The sequence below is a fragment of the Pseudomonas sp. 5P_5.1_Bac1 genome (assembly GCF_025466015.1).
GTDB lineage: Bacteria > Pseudomonadota > Gammaproteobacteria > Pseudomonadales > Pseudomonadaceae > Aquipseudomonas.
In genome coordinates, this window is record NZ_JANLNX010000081.1 from 133,869 (window position 1) to 154,792 (window position 20,924).

General features: G+C 60.0%; 19 protein-coding genes. 17 read left to right on the forward strand and 2 right to left on the reverse strand.

What is annotated here, in order from left to right; genetic code table 11:
* The first annotated feature begins 365 nt into the window (after nt 1-365).
* On the forward strand, nt 366-851 hold the full coding sequence (locus NTD82_RS17055) for a histidine kinase (RefSeq protein ID WP_262129550.1): 486 nt from the start codon (nt 366-368) through the stop codon (nt 849-851).
* 93 nt (nt 852-944) lie between these two features.
* Nucleotides 945-2,255 carry an MFS transporter gene (locus NTD82_RS17060; RefSeq protein WP_262129551.1) on the forward strand — a complete coding sequence of 437 codons (1,311 nt, stop codon included), beginning with the start codon at nt 945-947 and terminating at the stop codon, nt 2,253-2,255.
* A gap of 74 nt (nt 2,256-2,329) precedes the next feature.
* Here NTD82_RS17060 and NTD82_RS17065 read toward each other — a convergent pair whose 3' ends face one another.
* A complete protein-coding gene (locus NTD82_RS17065) occupies nt 2,330-3,994 on the reverse strand; it encodes an electron transfer flavoprotein-ubiquinone oxidoreductase (RefSeq protein WP_262129552.1) in 1,665 nt (554 codons plus the stop codon).
* A gap of 544 nt (nt 3,995-4,538) precedes the next feature.
* Between NTD82_RS17065 and NTD82_RS17070 the strand changes: the two genes are divergently transcribed.
* The 9 genes from NTD82_RS17070 (at nt 4,539) to NTD82_RS17110 (ending at nt 11,602) form a co-directional block, all read left to right on the forward strand.
* On the forward strand, nt 4,539-5,288 hold the full coding sequence (locus NTD82_RS17070; protein WP_095157081.1) for an electron transfer flavoprotein subunit beta/FixA family protein: 750 nt from the start codon (nt 4,539-4,541) through the stop codon (nt 5,286-5,288).
* Nucleotides 5,289-6,218 carry an electron transfer flavoprotein subunit alpha/FixB family protein gene (locus NTD82_RS17075; RefSeq protein ID WP_262129553.1) on the forward strand — a complete coding sequence of 310 codons (930 nt, stop codon included), beginning with the start codon at nt 5,289-5,291 and terminating at the stop codon, nt 6,216-6,218.
* Between the two features lie 158 nt (nt 6,219-6,376).
* The gene (locus tag NTD82_RS17080) at nt 6,377-7,168 is read left to right on the forward strand and encodes a substrate-binding periplasmic protein (RefSeq protein WP_262129554.1); all 792 of its coding nucleotides are present in this window, start codon (nt 6,377-6,379) and stop codon (nt 7,166-7,168) included.
* A 9-nt stretch (nt 7,169-7,177) separates the two neighbouring features.
* Nucleotides 7,178-7,531 (forward strand): DUF4398 domain-containing protein, encoded by a 354-nt coding sequence (locus tag NTD82_RS17085; protein ID WP_095157084.1) that lies wholly within the window; start codon nt 7,178-7,180, stop codon nt 7,529-7,531.
* Nucleotides 7,528-8,337, forward strand: a complete 810-nt coding sequence (locus tag NTD82_RS17090; protein WP_262129555.1) for an OmpA family protein — start codon at nt 7,528-7,530, stop codon at nt 8,335-8,337. The genes NTD82_RS17085 and NTD82_RS17090 overlap by 4 nt, the downstream gene beginning before the upstream one ends.
* A gap of 211 nt (nt 8,338-8,548) precedes the next feature.
* Nucleotides 8,549-9,994, forward strand: coding sequence for a PLP-dependent aminotransferase family protein (locus NTD82_RS17095; RefSeq protein WP_095157086.1), 1,446 nt, complete (start codon nt 8,549-8,551; stop codon nt 9,992-9,994).
* Between the two features lie 69 nt (nt 9,995-10,063).
* Nucleotides 10,064-10,588 (forward strand): translation initiation factor 2, encoded by a 525-nt coding sequence (locus NTD82_RS17100; RefSeq protein ID WP_262129564.1) that lies wholly within the window; start codon nt 10,064-10,066, stop codon nt 10,586-10,588.
* Nucleotides 10,589-10,709: 121 nt separating this feature from the next.
* Nucleotides 10,710-10,964: a YkgJ family cysteine cluster protein gene (locus tag NTD82_RS17105; protein ID WP_095157087.1), complete on the forward strand. Its 255-nt coding sequence runs from the start codon at nt 10,710-10,712 to the stop codon at nt 10,962-10,964.
* A gap of 35 nt (nt 10,965-10,999) precedes the next feature.
* Entirely contained in the window at nt 11,000-11,602 is a 603-nt protein-coding gene (locus tag NTD82_RS17110) for an START domain-containing protein (RefSeq protein WP_262129556.1), read from the forward strand.
* A 108-nt stretch (nt 11,603-11,710) separates the two neighbouring features.
* Here NTD82_RS17110 and gltA read toward each other — a convergent pair whose 3' ends face one another.
* Nucleotides 11,711-13,000: a citrate synthase gene (gene gltA, locus NTD82_RS17115; protein ID WP_262129557.1), complete on the reverse strand. Its 1,290-nt coding sequence runs from the start codon at nt 12,998-13,000 to the stop codon at nt 11,711-11,713.
* A gap of 351 nt (nt 13,001-13,351) precedes the next feature.
* Here gltA and sdhC point away from each other — a divergent pair, with 351 nt between their 5' ends.
* From sdhC to odhB, 6 genes are all read left to right on the forward strand, one after another.
* Complete coding sequence (gene sdhC, locus NTD82_RS17120) at nt 13,352-13,738, forward strand: succinate dehydrogenase, cytochrome b556 subunit (RefSeq protein WP_170946391.1); 387 nt, start codon at nt 13,352-13,354, stop codon at nt 13,736-13,738.
* On the forward strand, nt 13,732-14,100 hold the full coding sequence (gene sdhD, locus NTD82_RS17125; protein WP_009396297.1) for a succinate dehydrogenase, hydrophobic membrane anchor protein: 369 nt from the start codon (nt 13,732-13,734) through the stop codon (nt 14,098-14,100). Before sdhC ends, sdhD begins: the two co-directional genes overlap by 7 nt.
* A gap of 3 nt (nt 14,101-14,103) precedes the next feature.
* Nucleotides 14,104-15,876, forward strand: a complete 1,773-nt coding sequence (sdhA, locus tag NTD82_RS17130) for a succinate dehydrogenase flavoprotein subunit (RefSeq protein WP_095157090.1) — start codon at nt 14,104-14,106, stop codon at nt 15,874-15,876.
* 11 nt (nt 15,877-15,887) lie between these two features.
* A complete protein-coding gene (locus NTD82_RS17135) occupies nt 15,888-16,592 on the forward strand; it encodes a succinate dehydrogenase iron-sulfur subunit (RefSeq protein WP_095157091.1) in 705 nt (234 codons plus the stop codon).
* Between the two features lie 234 nt (nt 16,593-16,826).
* Entirely contained in the window at nt 16,827-19,658 is a 2,832-nt protein-coding gene (locus NTD82_RS17140) for a 2-oxoglutarate dehydrogenase E1 component (RefSeq protein ID WP_095157092.1), read from the forward strand.
* A 42-nt stretch (nt 19,659-19,700) separates the two neighbouring features.
* The gene (gene odhB, locus NTD82_RS17145; protein WP_262129558.1) at nt 19,701-20,918 is read left to right on the forward strand and encodes a 2-oxoglutarate dehydrogenase complex dihydrolipoyllysine-residue succinyltransferase; all 1,218 of its coding nucleotides are present in this window, start codon (nt 19,701-19,703) and stop codon (nt 20,916-20,918) included.
* Nucleotides 20,919-20,924: the final 6 nt, after the last annotated feature.

Below are 20,924 nucleotides of genomic sequence, written 5' to 3' on the forward strand. Positions count from 1 at the left end.
GGTTCCAGCCAGTGGGATTCGGCCCGCGCGGCATTTGGCGCCGACACGGGAGGCTCCCAGATAAACGAGAGGGGCACGCTGTAATTTACCTGCGGCACTGGCCGTCGAGGGCCCGTCCGGGGGAGGGCAATACTATGCTGAAATAGCTAAATCTTTGTGAGAACCATTTTCATTTGCGAGTATTATGTGCCGCCGCTCCGAGCGACCCGAAAACGGGCATCCCAACAATATATTGACGCTCGCTTGATTTCCGACGGTTTCCCGACAACTATCAGTAAAAGTTCCTACGGAATTGCTGCCTGATTCGTCGGCGCGGTGAAGGGTCAAGGAGTGTTCCCCAACAACTATCACCTTGGTCATTCACCATGGCTGACAAAACCCTGCGAATCCTGTTGGCCGACGCGCATCCCATGCAGTTGCTGCAACTGGAGAAGATGCTCAACGGCATGGGCTACTACCGCATTGCGCCGGTACAGTCCTTCGAAGACCTGCGCCACCTTGTGCAGAACGCACTGCTGCCGTTCAACCTGCTGATCGGCAACATCGACCTGGCCAGCCATGCCGGGGTCGACCTGGAGCGTTTCTGCCGGGTCAATGTGCAGATTCAGCATGCGCTGCTGTACGAGTCGCAGCACCTGAAGATGCCTGCGGTGCCCACGGGGCAGCGCCAAGCGGTGACCATCAGCCTGGCGAAGGTGCCGGACGATGAAGCGCTGCATGCGTTCATGGCCCTCATCGATACCCCGCGGGTGCTCGCTCAGTTACCCAGCCCGAGGGGCAAGAACTCTCCGCGTGGGCCCTCCCGGCACTGGCTGGGTCAGGGCCAGACGGTGTTCTCCCGCCCCTCCTGAATCGCCTGCGCCCGGGTTCATTTTGTTATGCTCTGGCGCTCGTTCAGGCGCGCCTGGCTGCGCGCGGTCCCGTTCATCCCTGCGGAAACCCCTATGACTGCCAACGACTCCGCGCGCCTGTCGCGCGGTGACCACAAGACCCTCGGCCTGGCGGCCCTGGGCGGCGCGCTAGAAATCTACGATTTCATCATCTTCGTGTTCTTCGCCCTGACCCTCAGCCAGCTGTTCTTTCCGCCGGAAATGCCCGAGTGGCTGCGGCTGTTGCAGAGCTTCGGGATTTTCGTCACCGGCTACCTGGCGCGTCCGCTGGGCGGCATCCTCATGGCGCATTTCGCCGATCATCTCGGGCGCAAGAAGGTCTTCAGCCTGAGCATTCTGATGATGGCGCTGCCTTGCCTGCTGATCGGCCTGATGCCGACCTACGCCGATATCGGCTATGCCGCGCCGTTGATCCTGCTGGCGCTGCGGATCCTGCAGGGCGCGGCGGTCGGTGGTGAGGTGCCCAGCGCCTGGACTTTCGTCGCCGAGCACGCGCCGCCTGGCCGGCGCGGTTATGCCTTGGGCTTCCTGCAGGCCGGTTTGACGTTCGGCTATCTGCTCGGCGCATTGACCGCCACGGCGCTGGCGCAGATGTTCACCCCTCAGGAAATCCTCGATTACGCCTGGCGTTACCCGTTCCTGCTGGGTGGTGTGTTCGGGGTGATCGGTGTGTGGCTGCGCCGCTGGCTCAGCGAGACGCCGGTGTTCCTCGCCCTGGCGCGCCAGAGCAGCGACCGGCCGAAGGAGTTCTCGCTGCGGGCGGTATTGCGTGAGCACCGTCAGGCGCTGCTGCCGGCGGTGCTGCTGACCTGCGTATTGACCTCGGCGGTGGTGGTGCTGGTGGTGATCACCCCGACCGTGATGCAGCAGCGCTTCGGCATGACTGCCGGGCATACCTTCGCCTTGAGCAGCCTGGGGATTGTCTTCCTCAATATTGGCTGCGTGCTGGCTGGCCTGTTGGTGGATCGCATCGGCGCCTGGCGGGCGCTGCTGCTGTATTCGCTGCTGCTGCCGCTGGGCATTGGCGCGCTGTACGGCAGTCTGGTTGCCGGGTGGGACACGGTCGGCATTGCCTACGCTCTGGCCGGACTTGGCTGCGGGGTAGTGGGGGTGGTGCCTTCGGTGATGGTCGGGCTGTTCCCGGCGCGGATCCGGGTGTCCGGCATCTCGTTCACCTACAACGTTGCCTACGCGCTGTGGGCCAGTACCACGCCGCTGATGCTGATCGCGCTGATGCCCTGGAGTCCGTGGGTGTGCGTGGCGTTTTGCGCGGTAATGGGCTTTGTCGGCGTGCTGACGTCGCTGTACTTCAGTGGTCGCGAGCGCCTGTGCAGCGAGGAAGAGCTGCTGCTGGCCAAGGGCTGACTCGGCCTTTTTCCGCCCGGATGTAAAAAGCCCCTCACACCTTGCGGTGGAGGGGCTTTTTCGTGGCCGCCGTCTTACATGTTCGGGTAAGTCGGGCCGCCGGCGCCTTCCGGGGTGACCCAGGTGATGTTCTGCGAAGGGTCCTTGATGTCACAGGTTTTGCAGTGCACGCAGTTCTGTGCGTTGATCTGGAAGCGCTTGTTGCCGTCTTCCTGGGTGATCACTTCGTACACGCCTGCCGGGCAATAGCGCTGCGCCGGCTCATCGTAGAGCGGCAGGTTGGTGCCGATCGGGATGCCGGCGTCGGCCAGCTTCAGGTGGCACGGTTGCTCTTCTTCATGGTTGGTGCTGGAGAGGAACACCGAGCTCAGCTTGTCGAAGCTCAGCTTGCCGTCGGGTTTGGGGTAGTCGATCTTCTTCGAGTCGGCCGCGAGCTTGAGGCAGGCGTAGTCCGGCTTGGTGTCGTGCAGGGTGAACGGCAGCTTGCCGCCGAACCAGTTCTGGTCGATATAGTTGAACGCCGCGCCGAACAGCGGACCGAACTTGTGCATGGCCGGGCCGAAGTTGCGGCTGGCGAACAGTTCGTCGTGCAGCCAGCTCGACTTGAAGGCCGCGACGTAGCTGTTGAGCTGGTCGCCGCCTTCGCTGCCGGCCAGCAGGGCATCGGCTACTGCGTCGGCGGCGAGCATGCCGGACTTCATCGCGGTGTGGCTGCCCTTGATCTTGGCGAAGTTCAGGGTGCCGAGGTCGCAGCCGATCAGGGCGCCGCCGTTGAAGACCATCTTCGGCAGCGAGTTCAGGCCGCCCTTGCTGATGGCGCGGGCGCCGTAGCTGATGCGCTTGCCGCCTTCCAGGTACTGCTTGAGCACCGGGTGGTGCTTCAGGCGCTGGAACTCATCGAATGGCGAGAGGTAGGCGTTGCCGTAGGACAGGTCGACGATCAGGCCGACTACCACCTGGTTGTTTTCCAAGTGATAGAGGAAGGAGCCGCCGGTGTTTTCGGAACTGACCACGTCCAGCGGCCAGCCCGCGGTGTGGACCACCAGGCCTTGCTGGTGCTTGGCTGGATCGATTTCCCAGATTTCCTTGAGTCCGATACCGTAGTGCTGGACGTCGGACTCGCTGTCGAGGTTGAAGCGCTTGATCAGTTGCTTGCCGAGGTGACCACGGCAGCCTTCGGCGAACAGGGTGTACTTGCCGCGCAGTTCCATGCCTGGGGTGTACATGCCGTCTTTCGGATGGCCTTCGCGATCCACGCCCATGTCGCCGGTGATGATGCCGCGAACCACGCCGTTGTCGTCGAACAGCACTTCCTGGGCGGCGAAGCCCGGGTAGATTTCCACGCCCAGATTCTCCGCCTGCTGGGCCAGCCAGCGGCACAGGTTGCCAAGGGAGATGATGTAGTTGCCCTGGTTGTGCATGGTCTTGGGCACGAACAGATCAGGGACTTTGACCGAGCTGTTGCCATCCTTGAGCACATAGATGTCGTCGCGCTTGACCTCGGTGTTCAGCGGCGCGCCCAGTTCCTTCCAGTCCGGGAACAGTTCGTTCAGGGCGCGCGGCTCGAATACGGCGCCGGAGAGGATGTGGGCACCGACCTCGGAGCCTTTCTCGACCACGCAGACGCTGATTTCGCTACCGGCTTCGGCGGCCTTCTGCTTTAGTCGGCAGGCGGCGGACAGGCCCGCCGGGCCGGCGCCGACGATGACCACGTCGAATTCCATGTATTCGCGTTCCACAGGTTCTCTCCTACTCAAGGCTCATCGGTTTTTCTTTATTGGCGGGTGTCAGCGCGGTCATTTCGAAGGGCCGGGTATGTAGCTCCGGAAGATGACGCACTACACCGCTTTCTCTTGGCCGCGCATTATATCTACACCACTTGCGAGGTCCAATACAAACGTTTGTTTGAATTTGCCGCAGGCCAGTAAAATCAAAGAGGCACGGCTGGAAGCTGGCGGTTTTGCCGTATTGACCGGATTGGGCGTTACGGTCAAGATACGGGCGGTTTTACGCTCGCCGTAGGCTGACCGTCGGATGCAGGAGCACCCCTAAAGACCTGGCAAAGAGCAGGGCAGTTACGCCAAACCGGGGTTTTGTAGTGGAGTTTACACGCCACCACAAAGAATGACTCACGGGTTTTGCGATGAAGGGTCGGAACGCGACTATCGAGTCAGTTTAAATTCGTCCGGCTGCAATCGTTTTTAGAGGTGCCCTTGTACCCACGCGCAATCGCCGGGTTCGGCCCAGGCGACATTCTTTTCACCGGAGAGTAACGAGGAATCCATGAAGGTTCTTGTAGCTGTCAAACGAGTGGTCGACTACAACGTCAAGGTTCGCGTCAAGGCGGACAACTCCGGCGTCGACCTCGCCAACGTCAAAATGTCCATGAACCCCTTCTGCGAGATCGCCGTCGAAGAAGCCGTCCGCCTGAAAGAGAAAGGCGTGGCCAGCGAAATCGTCGTCGTTACCGTCGGCCCGGCTACCGCCCAGGAACAACTGCGCACCGCCCTGGCACTGGGTGCTGACCGCGCCGTGCTGGTGGAGTCCGCCGAAGAGCTGACCTCCCTGGCCGTGGCCAAGCTGCTCAAGGCTGTCGTCGACAAGGAGCAGCCACAACTGGTGATCCTCGGCAAACAAGCCATCGACAGCGACAACAACCAGACTGGCCAGATGCTGGCCGCGCTGACCGGTTTCGCTCAAGGCACCTTCGCTTCCAAAGTCGAAGTGGCGGGCGACAAGATCAACGTTACCCGTGAAGTCGACGGCGGCCTGCAGACCGTTGCTCTGAACCTGCCGGCGATCGTCACTACCGACCTGCGCCTGAACGAGCCGCGCTACGCGTCGCTGCCGAACATCATGAAGGCCAAGAAGAAGCCGCTGGAGACCGTTACTCCTGACGCGCTGGGCGTTTCCACCGCCTCCACCAACAAGACCCTGAAAGTCGAAGCGCCGGCTGCACGCAGCGCGGGTATCAAGGTCAAGTCGGTTGCTGAACTGGTCGAGAAACTGAAGAACGAGGCGAAGGTAATCTAAATGACTATCCTGGTTATCGCTGAACACGAAAACGGTGCCGTTGCGCCCGCTACCCTGAACACCGTTGCCGCTGCCGCGAAGATCGGTGGTGATGTCCACGTCCTGGTCGCTGGCCAGAACGTCGGTGGTGTTGCTGAAGCCGCCGCGAAAATCGCCGGTGTCGCCAAGGTGCTGGTAGCCGACAACGCCGCCTACGCCAACTTCCTGCCGGAAAACATCGCGCCGCTGGTTGCCGAGTTGGGCAAGGGCTACAGCCACGTGCTGGCACCTGCCACCTCCAACGGCAAGAACGTTCTGCCGCGCGTTGCCGCGCTGCTGGACGTCGACCAGATTTCCGAGATCATCGCGGTCGAATCGGCTGACACCTTCAAGCGCCCGATCTACGCTGGCAACGCCATTGCTACCGTGCAATCGACCGCTGCAATCAAGGTCATCACCGTTCGCGCCACCGGTTTCGACGCCGTTGCCGCCGAAGGTGGCTCGGCTGCCGTTGAAGCCGTTGCCGCTGTCCACGACGCTGGCAAATCGTCCTTCGTCGGCGAAGAGCTGGCCAAGTCCGACCGCCCAGAACTGACCGCTGCCAAGATCGTCGTTTCCGGCGGCCGCGGCATGCAGAATGGCGACAACTTCAAGCACCTGTACGCCCTGGCCGACAAGCTGGGCGCGGCAGTCGGCGCTTCCCGCGCCGCAGTCGACGCAGGCTTCGTGCCGAACGACATGCAGGTCGGTCAGACCGGCAAGATCGTTGCCCCGCAACTGTACATCGCCGTTGGTATCTCCGGCGCGATCCAGCACCTGGCCGGTATGAAAGACTCCAAAGTGATCGTTGCGATCAACAAGGACGAAGAAGCGCCGATCTTCCAGGTGGCCGACTACGGCCTGGTGGCTGACCTGTTCGAAGCTATCCCTGAGCTGGAGAAGCTGGTTTAATCCAGTCGCTTCACTTATAAAGAGCCCGGTTGTTCCGGGCTGTGCGCAGGCGATCCTTCGGTCGCTCGCCGCAGCTCGCGACAACCGGGCTTTTTGATTTTCCGCGATTGAGAAAGGGCGCTGGCATGGGGTGGTTTGGTCGAAAAGGAACAGTGGCGATGCTCGGGCTCGCGTGTTTGCCGTCGATGGCCATGGCGGTCGGCAAGTGCGAGCGGCTGGTGGTGACCGGCAGTCCGGATGCGCCGCCTTATTCCTGGCGTGACCCGCAGGATCCCCGGCACCTGATCGGTGCCAATGTCGAGTTGTTGCAGCAGATCGGCAGCGAGCTGGGGCTCAAGGTCGAAGTGCTCTACGCCGGCAAGCGCAGCGACGCTCAGGCCGAGGTGCGCAGTGGGCGCATGGACCTGCTGGTGGACGCGCCTATGGCGGTCGCTGAGCTGACAGCCCTAGACTATATTCACCCGCCGGTGCTGCAGAACGAATATTTGGTCTGGACTCGCCACGACGCAGCATTGGCTTATGAAAACCTGGCCGATCTGCACCAGCATCAGGGCGCCATCTCCGAAAAGGCGCGTTTGACCCCTGAGTTCGAGGCGTTCAGCAAGACCGAACTGAAGCTGACCCATGTCCCGAACCTCACCCAGGCATTTCAGAAACTCTTGCTGGGGCAGGTGGATTATGTGCTCGCCGGCCGCTACGCCGGCATGGCCATGGCTCAGAGCCTGGGGATGGCCAACGACCTGATTGCGCGCGGCTTGCCGTTGGATCGGCCGGGGTTGTATCTGGCGCTGTCTCACAATTCCGTCTGCAATGACGCCTGGTTACGCGGACAGTTGGCGAAAAAACTGACAGAATTGCCGGCCTCTGGCGTAGCCCAGGAGGTCCTGCAACGCAACATCGAGCGTTGGCAAGCGCAGTTGCAGGCGCCGCTTGACGCCCCTAAACAGTAGGAAACTTGTGTGAGAACTCGACCCCTATTCGCCGTCCTGGCATTGCTGGCCCTGGCCGGCTGTGCGTCCGATCCGGCGCCTCATGAACAGTTGCGTTTGTCCGAGCAGGCGCTTGAGCAGGCCAAGGCCGTTGGTGCCACCGATGATGTGGCCGAGCTGAAGCTGGCTGAAGAGAAGTTGACGCGGGCCCGCAGCAATATGCTCAGCGAGTCGTTCCGCGATGCGCGCATGCGTGCCGAACAGGCCGAACTGGATGCGCGCCTGGCCGAGGCCCGGGTACTGACCCTGAAAAGTCAGGAGCAACTGACCCTTCTGCAGTCGCGGGTGGATCGTCTTCGCAAGCAGTTGGGGGAACAGAAGTGAGTTCGATCAAGCCTCTGGCATTGCTGGCGATTGCCGGTGTTCTTGGGTTGCAGGGCTGTGCCAGTGAGCGCAGTGAAGTCGCGCTGGAACAAGCGACGGCCAGCTTTCAGTCGGTGAAGGACGATTCAAACGTGCTGCGCAGTGCGCCGCGGGATGTCATCCGCGCAGGCGAGTCGCTGGCGCGGGCTGAGCGTCTGGCCAGCTATATCGGCACCGGCTCGGATGTACGGCATTACGCCTATCTGAGTCAGCGCTACAGCGAGATTGCTCGCGAGCACAGCAATCTGGTGCTCAATCAGGAGCGTCAGGCCAAGCTGGAGCTGGAACGCCAACGTCTGCAACTGGCGCTGCGCGAAGCCAAGCTGTCCAGCGTGCAGCAGCAGGGCAAATGGCTCGAGGAGCAGATCGTCAGCCTGGCCACCACGGACAGTGATCGTGGCCTGGTCATGACCTTGGGCGATGTGCTGTTCGATACCGGGCAGGCGGATCTGAAAAACTCCGCGAGCCGCACGGTGCTCAAGCTGGTGCAGTTCCTTCAGTTGAACCCCAAGCGCGTTGTTCGCATCGAGGGTTACACCGACAGCACTGGCAACCCTGAGGACAACCTCAAGCTGTCGCGTGACCGTGCGCAGGCGGTGGCTGACATGCTGGTTGACCTGGGTGTCGATGAGAAGCGCATCCAGGTTCGCGGGTATGGTGACCAGTACCCGGTCGAGGTGAATGCCTCGGAGCGTGGCCGGGCGCAGAACCGTCGCGTGGAAATCGTTTTCTCCGATGAGAAGGGCAGGCTCGGCGCCGAGCGCTGATACGTCCCCGACACGAAAACCCGGTGATCGAAAGACACCGGGTTTTTTATTAGCCGTGATTTTTTATGCGTTTTCAGCACTTTGATGCGTCTTCACATCACGGTATTGTCGACGAGTCTGCAATCTGTCCCAGTACACTTGGGAACTGTTCCGGTATTCTGTGCCGGCTTGTACAAGAATAATCAGATTGCCTGCGTGCCGAGAGTGGATCATGACCAACCTGTTGCTTTATCAGCGTATCGCTCAGCAGCTCGCCGAAGATATTCGGCGTGGTGTCTATCAGCCGGGTGAGCGTGTGCCGTCCGTGCGCAAGATGAGCTCACAGTTGAATGTCAGCCATGCAACCGTGCTCCAGGCGTACGCCAACCTAGAAGACCAGGGGCTGATCCGGGCTCGGCCGCAATCGGGTTATTACGTTCACCAGACCCCGGCGTTGACGGCGTCGACCCCGGATATCGCGCGGGTTGAGCGACCGGGGCTGGTCACTCGCGCCAGCATCATCCAGCAGGTCTTGGACGAAGCGCGCCGGGACGGAGTTTTTCCGCTGGGCGCGGCGGTGCCCCATGTCGATTACCTGCCGGTGCGGGCGCTGCACCAGCAATTGGCCAAGGTCACGCGCTTCCAGAGTCCGCGGGCCTTCAGCTATATGTTCAGCCCTGGCTTCGAGCCGCTGCGCCGGCAGATTGCAATTCGCATGCGTGATGCCGGGGTGATTGTCGATCCTTCCGAGATCGTGGTGACTCACGGTTGCGTTGATGCGCTGCAAATGTCTTTGCGCGTGCTGACCCGGCCGGGAGACCTGATCGCCGCCGAATCGCCGACCTACTACGGTCTGTTGCAACTGGCCGACCTGCTGGGCTTGAAAGTGATCGAGATCCCCAGTGATCCGTCCACCGGCATCAGTCTGGAAGCCCTGCAACTTGCGGCCAATCAATGGTCCATCAAGGCGCTGGTGCTCACGGCGCGGCTGAGCAACCCGCTGGGCGGTACCATTCCGGAAGATCGCCAGAAACAACTGCTGCGCCTGGCCTCGGATTTCAATATCCAGATCATCGAAGACGATATCTACGGTGAGTTGATGTTCGAGCAGGGCAAGAGCAAATCGCTCAAGGCGTTCGACCGGCTTGATCGTGTCATCTACTGTTCGAGTTTTTCCAAGACCCTGTCGCCAGGCGTGCGGATCGGCTGGATGATCGCTGGCAACTACCAGCAGGAGATCCAGCGGCTACAGACGTTCAGCACCCACTCCGCGTGCAGCGTGACGCAAATGGGCGTGGCGGCTTATCTGGAAAACGGTGGTTACGATCGACACCTGCGCTTCATTCGCCAGGAATACCGCAAGAACCTCAGTGCCTATCAGTTGGCGGTTCAGCAGTATTTCCCGGAAGGCACCCAGATGACCCGGCCCACCGGTGGTTTCATTCTGTGGGTCAGTCTGCCTGGGCGGGTCAATACCCAGGAGTTGCATGTGCGTGCGCTGCAGCAGGGCATCAGTATCGCGCCGGGGCTGATCTTCAGTAACACCGAGCAATTCAATCACTGCATTCGCCTCAACTGCGGCATTCCGTGGAATCGGGAGGCGGAGCGGGTATTGATGACGTTGGGGATGCTGGCCAATCAGCTATGTCAGGAAACTGCAAATAATGGCTATCTGTAGCTGACGGACTTGTCAGGCGCGCTTGGAACGCGGAGCATAGCGGCTTTCATGGAGTGCTTGTTGTTGTCTATGACTGTATTACGGCGTGGCGGATTGGTATTAATTGGGCTGTTCGCGGTATCGCTGATGGACTCCGCGATGGCCGCGTCCGCTCCTCAGTCCGTTTTGCTGGCCGAAGCAAAGCCTCAAGAGCAGAAAGCCAGCACTGCCAGCCAGAAGAAACAGCCCGCGCAGCCGGCGGCAAAAGCCCAGCCCGCAGCCCGGCAGAAGGCCGTACCTGCGAAAAAGGCGCCGGTCAGAGCCAGCAAGAGCGCTAGCCGAAAAAAAGCGGATGCGATCGCTGCGCCGCTGCCCAAGGCCAAACTCGATCTGACCTTGCCACCTGACATGGTCAAGGAAATGAAGTCTGTCGAGCAGATCGAGGCGGAAGTGCGCAAGCCGCTGCTGCCTTCGATGTTCGGGGAAAAACCTGCGGCCGAAAGTCCATTCCAGCTCAACGGGCGTTTGCTGAGCAACGAAATGCAATTGCAGTTGCGCAACGATAGTCGCCAGGACATCGAAGGCGCTGCGATCGATTTCGAATTCAAGCAATAGCGTCAAAACGAGAACCGCCCAGTCAGCAATATTTCATTTGGCCGGTAATTTCAAACGGTTGTTTTAGTCGTTACTATCCTTCCTATCTGCATCATTTGCTCTTTCCGAGGTCTACCACGTCATGAAGTGCCGCGAAGGCTGTGGCGCCTGCTGCATAGCTCCGTCGATCAGTTCGTTCATTCCTGGAATGCCTGATGGCAAGCCGGCTGGCGAACGCTGTATTCATCTGTCCGCCATCAATCTGTGTGATTTGTTCGGCAAGCCGGAACGGCCGGCAGTCTGTTCGGGCTTCAAGGCGGACACAGAGGTATGCGGCAGTGACCGTGACGAGGCTATCAAGCTCATCGGCTGGTGGGAGCAAATGACGGCGGCCTGAATGCTGGATCACCGACCAATAAGGAAAACAACCGGATGAGATCGTTCAAGCGTGTAGCGGTAATCGTGGGTTTGAGTGCGTTGTCGACTTTGGCTTTCGCTGAGCAATGGGAAGAGGCCAAGAGCGCGGACGGTATCAAGGTTTCCCTCAGTAAAGTGGAGGGCTCCGATTACAAGGCATACCGCGGCGTAGTCCTGATCAAGGCGCCCGTTGCGAAAATTCGGGCGCTGCAGGAGGACGTTGCCGGTTCTTGCGCGTGGATTCACGAGTGCAAATTGCAGAAGCTGCTCAAGCACGAAGGCGACCAGAGCTGGACCTACGCACAGTTCAACACGCCATGGCCGGTGACGCCGCGTGATTCCGTGTTGCATGTGACGACCACCCAGGACGCTGATGGCAGTGTGACGCGAAAAATCGAAGGCGTGAGCACCTATCTGCCGGAAGAGAAGGGCTTCGTACGGGTGGCGACTGCCAATGGCTACTGGAAACTGGTTCCGAAAGGCGATGCCACCGAAGTGACGTATCAGTTGCACACCAACCCGGGCGGTAGCGTGCCTTCCATGGTTGCGAACAAGTTCGTCGTGGATGCGCCTTTCAATACGCTCAAGGCATTGAAAGACAAAGCTGAAAAACCTTGATGTGAGCATTACAGTTATCGAGACGTGTAGCGTTATCGATAACTGTACGTTTCAAGGGCAATAAAAAAGGCTGCCATCAGGCAGCCTTTTTTTGCGTTCGGCCGAAGCTTACTCGCGGTCTTCCAGCTTGATCAGGTCGCGGGACTCGTAGCCGGTGTACAGCTGGCGAGGACGGCCGATCTTGTAAGGGCTGGAGAGCATTTCTTTCCAGTGCGAGATCCAGCCGACGGTACGCGCCAGGGCGAAGATCACGGTGAACATGCTGGTTGGAATGCCGATTGCCTTCAGGATGATGCCCGAGTAGAAGTCGACGTTCGGGTATAGCGAACGCTCGATGAAGTAAGGATCGGTAAGGGCGATCTCTTCCAGGCGCATGGCCAGTTCGAGCTGCGGATCGTTGGTGATGCCCAGCTCGCGCAGGACTTCGTCGCAGGTCTGCTTCATCACGGTGGCACGCGGGTCGCGGTTCTTGTAAACGCGGTGACCGAAGCCCATGAGTTTGAACGGGTCGTTCTTGTCCTTTGCCTTGGCGATGAATTTGTCGATGTTCGAAACATCGCCGATTTCATCCAGCATGGTCAGTACGGCTTCGTTCGCACCGCCGTGGGCAGGGCCCCACAGTGCGGCGATACCGGCGGCGATACAGGCGAACGGGTTGGCACCCGACGAGCCGGCCAGACGCACGGTGGAGGTGGACGCATTCTGTTCGTGGTCGGCGTGGAGGATGAAGATCCGGTCCATTGCCTTGGCCAGTACCGGGCTGATCGGTTTGATCTCGCACGGGGTGTTGAACATCATGTGCAGGAAGTTCTCGGCATACGACAGGTCGTTGCGCGGGTACATCATGGGCTGGCCCATGGAGTACTTGTAGACCATCGCGGCCAGGGTCGGCATCTTGGCGACCAGGCGAACGGCGGAGATTTCCCGGTGCTGCGGGTTATTGATGTCCAGCGAGTCATGGTAGAACGCCGACAGGGCGCCAACCACGCCGCACATGACGGCCATCGGGTGGGCGTCGCGGCGGAAGCCGTTGAAGAAGGACTTCAACTGCTCATGCACCATGGTGTGGTTCTTCACGGTGCTGACGAACTGAGCCTTCTGCTCGGCATTCGGCAGTTCGCCGTTGAGCAGCAGGTAGCAGGTTTCGAGGTAGTCGGATTGCTGGGCGAGCTGTTCGATCGGGTAGCCGCGATGCAGCAGGATGCCCTTGTCGCCATCAATGTAGGTGATCTTCGACTCGCAAGATGCGGTCGCCATGAAACCAGGGTCGAAAGTGAAGTGACCCGTGGCCCCCAACCCTCTGACGTCGATAACATCTGGACCAACGGTGCCGGTTAAAATGGGCAGCTCGACGGGGGCTGCGCCCTCGATGATCAACTGCGCTTTTTTGTCAGCCATGTGGCCTCCTATTAATGCTTGAAATCATCTGACAGACCCCCCACGCAGGGCCCGCACCACTATAGTGAGATAAATTCGAATGTCAATTTGCCTAAAGCACGGTTGTAATGGGCCTTAGGCCCTGTTTTTCCTCGAAATTGGCGCCCATTTACGCCTTTTGTTCGGTAAAGGCAATGCGCTATTTGGGCTAGCCCTTCACGTTGTCATTAGTAGCCTAACTGTCTATACTCGGCACCCGACCGCCAGGGGCTTTCTTGCCCGTCTCACTGGGGGTCGCCGCTCCCTGGGTGGTGGGTACCTGACCAGTACACTTACCAACAACTTTGCCCTGATTGCTAGGGGCTCTTCAGTGTGAAAAAAGCCGTGAAAAGCCAACGACCTGTAAACCTAGACCTAAGGACCATCAAACTCCCGATCACCGCTTACACGTCCATTCTCCACCGCATCTCCGGCGTTATTCTGTTCCTGGGCCTGGCCATCATGCTTTATGCATTGGGCAAATCCCTGGGTTCCGAAGAAGGCTTTGGTGAGGTGAAGGCGTGTCTGACCAGTCCGCTGGCCAAGTTCGTGTTCTGGGGCCTGCTGTCCGCCTTGCTGTATCACCTGGTGGCCGGTGTGCGCCATCTGATCATGGACATGGGCATCGGTGAGACGCTGGAAGGCGGCAAACTGGGCTCGAAAATTGTCATCGTCATCTCCGTGGTGGTGATCGTTCTGGCGGGAGTTTGGATATGGTAACCAACGTCACGAACCTTTCGCGTTCGGGCCTCTATGACTGGATGGCGCAGCGCGTTTCTGCGGTCGTTCTCGCGGCTTACTTCATTTTCCTGATCGGCTACCTGGTGGCGCACCCTGGCATCGAATATGCCCAGTGGCACGCCCTGTTCTCCAATAACGCGATGCGTATCTTCAGCTTGCTGGCACTGGTTGCCCTGGGCGCTCACGCCTGGGTCGGCATGTGGACCATTGCAACCGACTACCTGACGCCAATGGCGTTCGGCAAGTCGGCTACAGCGATACGTTTCCTGTTCCAGGCGGTATGTGGTGTCGCGATGTTCGCGTACTTCGTCTGGGGTGTGCAGATTCTCTGGGGTATCTGATTCATGGCTATCATTCCAACGATTTCTTTCGACGCCATCATTGTTGGTGGCGGCGGTGCCGGCATGCGCGCTGCGCTGCAACTGGCCCAGGGCGGTCACAAGACGGCCGTGATCACCAAGGTGTTCCCGACCCGTTCGCACACCGTATCGGCCCAGGGTGGCATCACCTGCGCAATCGCTTCGGCTGACCCGAACGATGACTGGCGCTGGCATATGTACGATACCGTCAAAGGCTCCGACTACATCGGTGACCAGGACGCTATCGAATATATGTGCCAGGAAGGTCCTGCCGCGGTATTCGAGCTGGACCACATGGGTCTGCCGTTCTCCCGTACCGAAACCGGCCGTATCTACCAGCGTCCGTTCGGCGGTCAGTCCAAGGACTTCGGTAAAGGTGGCCAGGCCGCCCGTACCTGCGCCGCTTCCGACCGTACCGGTCACGCACTGCTGCACACCCTGTATCAGGGCAACCTGAAAGCAGGCACCACCTTCCTGAACGAGTACTACGCTGTTGACCTGGTGAAGAACCAGGACGGCGCGTTCGTCGGTGTGATCGCAATCTGCATCGAAACCGGCGAAACCCAGTACATCCGTGCCAAGGCAACGGTACTGGCTACCGGCGGTGCAGGTCGTATCTACTCGTCGACCACCAACGCCCTGATCAACACCGGTGACGGCGTTGGCATGGCACTGCGTGCTGGCGTTCCGGTGCAAGACATCGAAATGTGGCAGTTCCACCCAACCGGCATCGCCGGCGCAGGTGTACTGGTCACCGAAGGTTGCCGCGGTGAAGGCGGTTACCTGATCAACAAGCACGGCGAGCGTTTCATGGAACGCTACGCGCCAAACGCCAAGGACCTTGCTGGTCGTGACGTTGTGGCCCGTTCCATGGTCAAGGAAATCATCGCCGGTAACGGCTGTGGTCCTAACGGCGACCACGTGATGCTGAAACTCGACCACCTCGGTGAAGAAGTTCTGCACAGCCGCCTGCCAGGTATCTGTGAGCTGTCCAAGACCTTCGCTCACGTTGACCCGGTCGTTGCTCCGGTTCCAGTCGTTCCAACCTGCCACTACATGATGGGCGGCGTTGCCACCAACATTCATGGCCAGGCGATGACCCAGGATGCCGACGGCGTGGATCACATCATTCCTGGTCTGTTCGCCGTAGGCGAAGTGGCGTGCGTATCGGTTCACGGTGCCAACCGCCTGGGCGGCAACTCGCTGCTCGACCTGGTGGTCTTCGGCCGCGCTGCCGGCCTGCACCTGGAAAAAGCGCTGACCGACGGTATCGAATACCGCGACGCCAGCGACACCGACATCGAAGTTGCCCTGAACCGTCTGAACAAGCTCAACGAGCGCACTTCCGGCGAAGACGTTGCAACCCTGCGTCGCGAGCTGCAGAGCTGCATGCAGAACTACTTCGGTGTGTTCCGTACTGGCGAATACATGCAGAAGGGCATCGAGCAACTGGCTGGCCTGCGCGAGCGTATCGCCAACGTCAAGATCAGCGACAAGTCCCAGGCCTTCAACACCGCGCGTATCGAAGCGCTGGAGCTGCAGAACCTGCTGGAAGTTGCCGAAGCAACCGCCATCGCGGCCGAAGTTCGTAAAGAGTCCCGCGGCGCTCACGCCCGTGAAGACTACGAAGACCGTGACGACGAAAACTGGCTGTGCCACACCCTGTACTTCCCAGGTGAGAAGCGGGTTGCCAAACGTGCAGTCAACTTCGCGCCGAAGACCGTACCGGCGTTCGAACCAAAAGTCCGGACTTACTAAGGGTGGCCGCTATGTTGCAAGTCGAAGTTTATCGTTACAACCCGGACACCGACTCGGCACCTAAAACCCAGGTGTTCCAGGTCGATACCGGTGGCAAGGACCTGATGGTGCTGGACGTACTGGCGCTGATCAAGGAGCAGGACGAGGGCTTCTCCTATCGTCGCTCCTGCCGTGAAGGCGTTTGCGGTTCCGACGGCATGAACATCAACGGCAAGAACGGCCTGGCGTGCATCACGCCGCTGTCCGCTGTCGTAAAAGGTAACAAGTTGGTCGTGCGTCCGCTGCCTGGTTTGCCGGTTATCCGTGACCTGGTCGTCGACATGAGCATCTTCTACAAGCAGTACGAGAAGGTGAAGCCATTCCTGCAGAACGACACGCCGGCTCCGGCCATCGAGCGTCTGCAGTCGCCGGAAGAGCGCGAAAAGCTGGACGGTCTGTACGAGTGCATCCTGTGCGCTTGCTGCTCGACTTCCTGCCCGTCGTTCTGGTGGAACCCGGACAAGTTCCTGGGTCCAGCCGCTCTGCTGCAAGCCTATCGCTTCCTGGCCGACAGCCGTGACACCAAAACCCAGGAGCGCCTGGCGTCCCTGGATGACCCGTTCAGCGTATTCCGCTGCCGCGGGATCATGAACTGCGTAAACGTTTGCCCTAAAGGTCTGAACCCGACCAAGGCAATCGGCCACGTTCGTAACATGCTGCTGCAAAGCGGCACCTGATTCAAAAAGTGTTGTAGCCGTAGAACGCCAAGGTGCGGGCATCAGCCCGCACCGAGGTGAAACCCGAGCAAGGGTCAAAAGCCCGAGCTTGACCTATGAAGATATGAGACCAGCAGGGGCATCCGGGCTGGTACCCGGTAAATCTGCGGGATCCTTGGTGGCTTGGTTTGCTGACGTGATTCCAGGCTTTCGTGGTTCTTGCCGATCGAGGCCCCTAACCGAGGGTGACCAAGCATGCAAGAAAGCGTGATGCAGCGCATGTGGAACAGCGCCCACCTTTCAGGTGGTAATGCTGCATATGTGGAAGAGCTCTATGAGCTCTACCTGCACGACCCTAACGCTGTGCCAGAAGAGTGGCGCACCTACTTCCAGAAGTTGCCCGCTGAAGGCAGCACTGCTACCGATGTATCGCACTCTACAATCCGCGACCATTTCGTACTGCTGGCGAAGAACCAGCGCCGCGCCCAACCGGTGTCTGCCGGTAGCGTGAGCAGCGAGCACGAGAAGAAGCAGGTTGAAGTGCTGCGTCTGATCCAGGCCTACCGTATGCGCGGCCACCAAGCGGCCAAGCTCGACCCGTTGGGGTTGTGGCAGCGCCCTGCGCCAGTAGACCTGTCGATCAATCATTACGGCTTGACCAATGCCGATCTTGATACGACCTTCCGTGCCGGCGACCTGTTCATCGGCAAAGAGGAAGCGAGCCTACGCGAAATCTTCGACGCTTTGCAGCAGACATATTGCCGCACCATTGGCGCCGAGTTCACCCACATCGTCGACTCCGAGCAGCGTAGCTGGTTCCAGCAGCGTCTCGAGAGCGTGCGTGGCCGTCCGGCGTTCTCCGCCGACATCCAGAGCCACCTGCTCGAGCGCGTCACTGCCGCCGAAGGTCTGGAAAAGTACCTGGGCACCAAGTACCCGGGCACCAAGCGTTTCGGTCTGGAAGGTGGCGAAAGCCTGATTCCGATGCTGGACGAACTGATCCAGCGTTCCGGTTCCTACGGCACCAAGGAAGTCGTGATCGGCATGGCCCACCGTGGCCGCCTGAACGTGCTGGTCAACACCTTCGGTAAAAACCCGCGCGAGCTGTTCGACGAGTTCGAAGGCAAGAAGAAGGTCGAGCTGGGCTCCGGTGACGTGAAGTACCACCAAGGCTTCTCGTCCAACGTGATGACTGCCGGTGGCGAAGTTCACCTGGCGATGGCGTTCAACCCGTCCCACCTGGAAATCGTCTCGCCAGTAGTGGAAGGTTCGGTACGCGCTCGCCAGGACCGTCGCAACGACACCGTTGGCGACAAGGTTCTGCCGATCTCCATCCACGGTGACGCCGCCTTCGCGGGTCAGGGCGTGGTCATGGAAACCTTCCAGATGTCGCAAACCCGCGGTTTCAAGACCGGCGGTACCGTGCACATCGTGATCAACAACCAGGTTGGTTTCACCATCAGCAACCCGCTGGACTCGCGCTCCACCGAGTACGCCACCGACGTCGCCAAGATGATCCAGGCGCCGATCCTGCACGTGAATGGTGATGATCCGGAAGCGGTGCTGTTCGTGACCCAGTTGGCGGTCGATTACCGCATGCAGTTCAAGCGTGACATCGTCATCGACCTGGTCTGCTACCGTCGTCGCGGCCACAACGAGGCCGACGAGCCGAACGGCACCCAGCCTCTGATGTATCAGCAGATCGCCAAGCAGCGCACCACCCGCGAACTCTATGCCGAAAGCCTGACCCAGGCTGGTCGTCTCGACGCCGATCGCGTCCAGGCCAAGGTCGATGAGTACCGCAACGCGCTGGACAATGGCCTGCACGTGGTGAAGAGCCTGGTCAAGGAGCCGAACAAAGAGCTGTTCGTTGACTGGCGTCCTTACCTGGGCCATGCCTGGACCGCGCGTCACGACACCCGTTTCGACCTCAAGACCCTGCAGGAACTGTCGGCCAAGCTGCTGGAACTGCCCGAAGGTTTCGTGGTTCAGCGTCAGGTGTCGAAGATCTACGAAGATCGCCAGAAGATGCAGGCCGGTGGCTTGCCGATCAACTGGGGTTATGCCGAGACCATGGCTTACGCCACTCTGCAGTTCGAAGGTCACCCGATCCGCATGACCGGCCAGGACATCGGCCGTGGCACCTTTTCGCACCGCCATGCGGTGTTGCACAACCAGAAGGACGCCAGCACCTACATTCCGCTGCAGAACCTGTTCCCGGGTCAGCCGCGGTTTGACCTGTACGACTCCTTCCTCTCAGAAGAAGCCGTGCTGGCCTTCGAATACGGCTACTCAACCACCACGCCAAACGCGCTGGTGATCTGGGAAGCCCAGTTCGGTGACTTCGCCAACGGTGCGCAAGTGGTTGTCGATCAGTTCATCACCAGCGGCGAGCACAAGTGGGGTCGTCTGTGCGGTCTGACCATGTTGCTGCCACACGGTTATGAAGGTCAGGGCCCTGAGCACTCCTCGGCACGTCTTGAGCGTTACCTGCAACTGTGCGCCGAGCACAACGTCCAGGTTTGCGTACCGACCACCCCGGCACAGATCTACCATCTGCTGCGCCGCCAGGTGATCCGTCCGCTGCGCAAACCGTTGATCGTACTGACGCCGAAGTCGCTGCTGCGCCACAAGCTGGCCATCTCGACTCTGGAAGATCTGGCCGAAGGCTCGTTCCAGACCGTGATCCCGGAAATCGATACTCTCGATCCGAAAAAGGTCACTCGCCTGGTCCTGTGCAGCGGCAAGGTTTACTACGATCTGCTGGAAAAACGCCGTGCCGAAGGTCGTGAAGACATCGCCATCGTGCGTATCGAGCAACTGTATCCGTTCCCTGAAGACGATCTGGTTGAAATCCTCGCGCCATACACCGAACTGAAGAACGTGGTGTGGTGTCAGGAAGAACCGATGAACCAGGGCGCCTGGTACAGCAGCCAACACCACATGCGCCGTATCCTCGGTCGTCACAACAAGGCACTGGTCCTTGAGTACGCCGGTCGTGATGCGTCTGCGGCCCCGGCCTGTGGTTACGCTTCGATGCACGCCGAGCAGCAGGAAAAACTGCTGCAAGATGCCTTCACCGTTTAATGCCACCGCGCACCTGAAACCGAATTTAAGGAACCACTGATAATGGCTATCGAGATCAAAGCCCCTACCTTCCCGGAATCGGTTGCCGATGGCACCGTTGCCACCTGGCACAAGAAACCGGGCGAAGCCGTCAAGCGTGACGACCTGATCGTCGACATCGAGACCGACAAAGTCGTTCTGGAAGTACTGGCCACCGCTGATGGCGTACTGGGCGCGATCGTCAAGAACGAAGGCGACACCGTTCTGTCCGACGAAGTGCTGGGTTCGATCGAAGCCGGTGGCGCTGCCGCCGCTCCTGCTGCTGCTCAAGCTGCCGCGCCTGCCCAGGCGGCTGCCGCCGACGCTGGCGAAGACGACCCGATCGCCGCTCCAGCCGCGCGCAAGCTGGCTGAAGAAAACGGCATCGACCTGGCCAGCGTTGCTGGTACCGGTAAGGGCGGTCGCGTGACCAAGGAAGACGTCGTGGCTGCCGTTGCCGCCAAGAAGTCCGCACCTGCCGCTGCACCTGCTGCCAAGCCGGCTGCTGCCGCTGCTGCTCCTGTCGTTGCCACTGGCGACCGCACCGAGAAGCGCGTTCCGATGACCCGCGTGCGTGCCACCGTTGCCAAGCGTCTGGTTGAAGCGCAGTCGAACATGGCCATGCTGACTACCTTCAACGAAGTCGACATGACTGAAGTCATGGCACTGCGTTCGAAGTACAAGGACCTGTTCGAGAAGTCCCACAACGGCGTACGCCTGGGCTTCATGTCGTTCTTCGTCAAGGCCGCTACCGAAGCGCTGAAGCGTTTCCCGGCAGTCAACGCGTCGATCGACGGCAGCGACATCGTCTACCACGGTTACGCTGACGTCGGTGTTGCTGTCTCCAGCGACCGTGGCCTGGTGGTACCGGTTCTGCGCAACGCCGAGCTGATGAGCCTGGCCGAGATCGAGAACGGCATCGCCACCTTCGGCAAGAAGGCCCGTGACGGCAAGCTGTCCATCGACGAGATGACCGGCGGCACCTTCACCATCACCAACGGCGGTACTTTCGGTTCGATGATGTCGACCCCGATCGTCAACCCGCCGCAAGCCGCCATTCTGGGCATGCACAACATCATCCAGCGTCCTATGGCCATCAATGGCCAGGTCGTGATCCGTCCGATGATGTACCTGGCGCTGTCCTACGATCACCGCCTGATCGACGGTAAAGAAGCTGTGACTTTCCTGGTGACCATCAAGAACCTGCTGGAAGACCCGGCGCGTCTGCTGCTGGATATCTAAACACGC

Excerpts from the sequence above, each read along its gene's own strand:
- NTD82_RS17070 (WP_095157081.1), top strand. The coding sequence starts at position 4,539 with ATGAAGGTTCTTGTAGCTGTCAAACGAGTGGTCGACTACAACGTCAAG.
- NTD82_RS17105 (WP_095157087.1), top strand. The coding sequence starts at position 10,710 with ATGAAGTGCCGCGAAGGCTGTGGCGCCTGCTGCATAGCTCCGTCGATC.
- NTD82_RS17110 (WP_262129556.1), top strand. The coding sequence starts at position 11,000 with ATGAGATCGTTCAAGCGTGTAGCGGTAATCGTGGGTTTGAGTGCGTTG.
- NTD82_RS17100 (WP_262129564.1), top strand. The coding sequence starts at position 10,064 with ATGACTGTATTACGGCGTGGCGGATTGGTATTAATTGGGCTGTTCGCG.
- NTD82_RS17140 (WP_095157092.1), top strand. The coding sequence starts at position 16,827 with ATGCAAGAAAGCGTGATGCAGCGCATGTGGAACAGCGCCCACCTTTCA.
- NTD82_RS17060 (WP_262129551.1), top strand. The coding sequence starts at position 945 with ATGACTGCCAACGACTCCGCGCGCCTGTCGCGCGGTGACCACAAGACC.
- NTD82_RS17075 (WP_262129553.1), top strand. The coding sequence starts at position 5,289 with ATGACTATCCTGGTTATCGCTGAACACGAAAACGGTGCCGTTGCGCCC.
- odhB (WP_262129558.1), top strand. The coding sequence starts at position 19,701 with ATGGCTATCGAGATCAAAGCCCCTACCTTCCCGGAATCGGTTGCCGAT.
- NTD82_RS17135 (WP_095157091.1), top strand. The coding sequence starts at position 15,888 with ATGTTGCAAGTCGAAGTTTATCGTTACAACCCGGACACCGACTCGGCA.
- sdhD (WP_009396297.1), top strand. The coding sequence starts at position 13,732 with ATGGTAACCAACGTCACGAACCTTTCGCGTTCGGGCCTCTATGACTGG.
- sdhA (WP_095157090.1), top strand. The coding sequence starts at position 14,104 with ATGGCTATCATTCCAACGATTTCTTTCGACGCCATCATTGTTGGTGGC.
- NTD82_RS17080 (WP_262129554.1), top strand. The coding sequence starts at position 6,377 with ATGCTCGGGCTCGCGTGTTTGCCGTCGATGGCCATGGCGGTCGGCAAG.
- NTD82_RS17095 (WP_095157086.1), top strand. The coding sequence starts at position 8,549 with ATGACCAACCTGTTGCTTTATCAGCGTATCGCTCAGCAGCTCGCCGAA.
- NTD82_RS17055 (WP_262129550.1), top strand. The coding sequence starts at position 366 with ATGGCTGACAAAACCCTGCGAATCCTGTTGGCCGACGCGCATCCCATG.
- gltA (WP_262129557.1), bottom strand. The coding sequence starts at position 13,000 with ATGGCTGACAAAAAAGCGCAGTTGATCATCGAGGGCGCAGCCCCCGTC.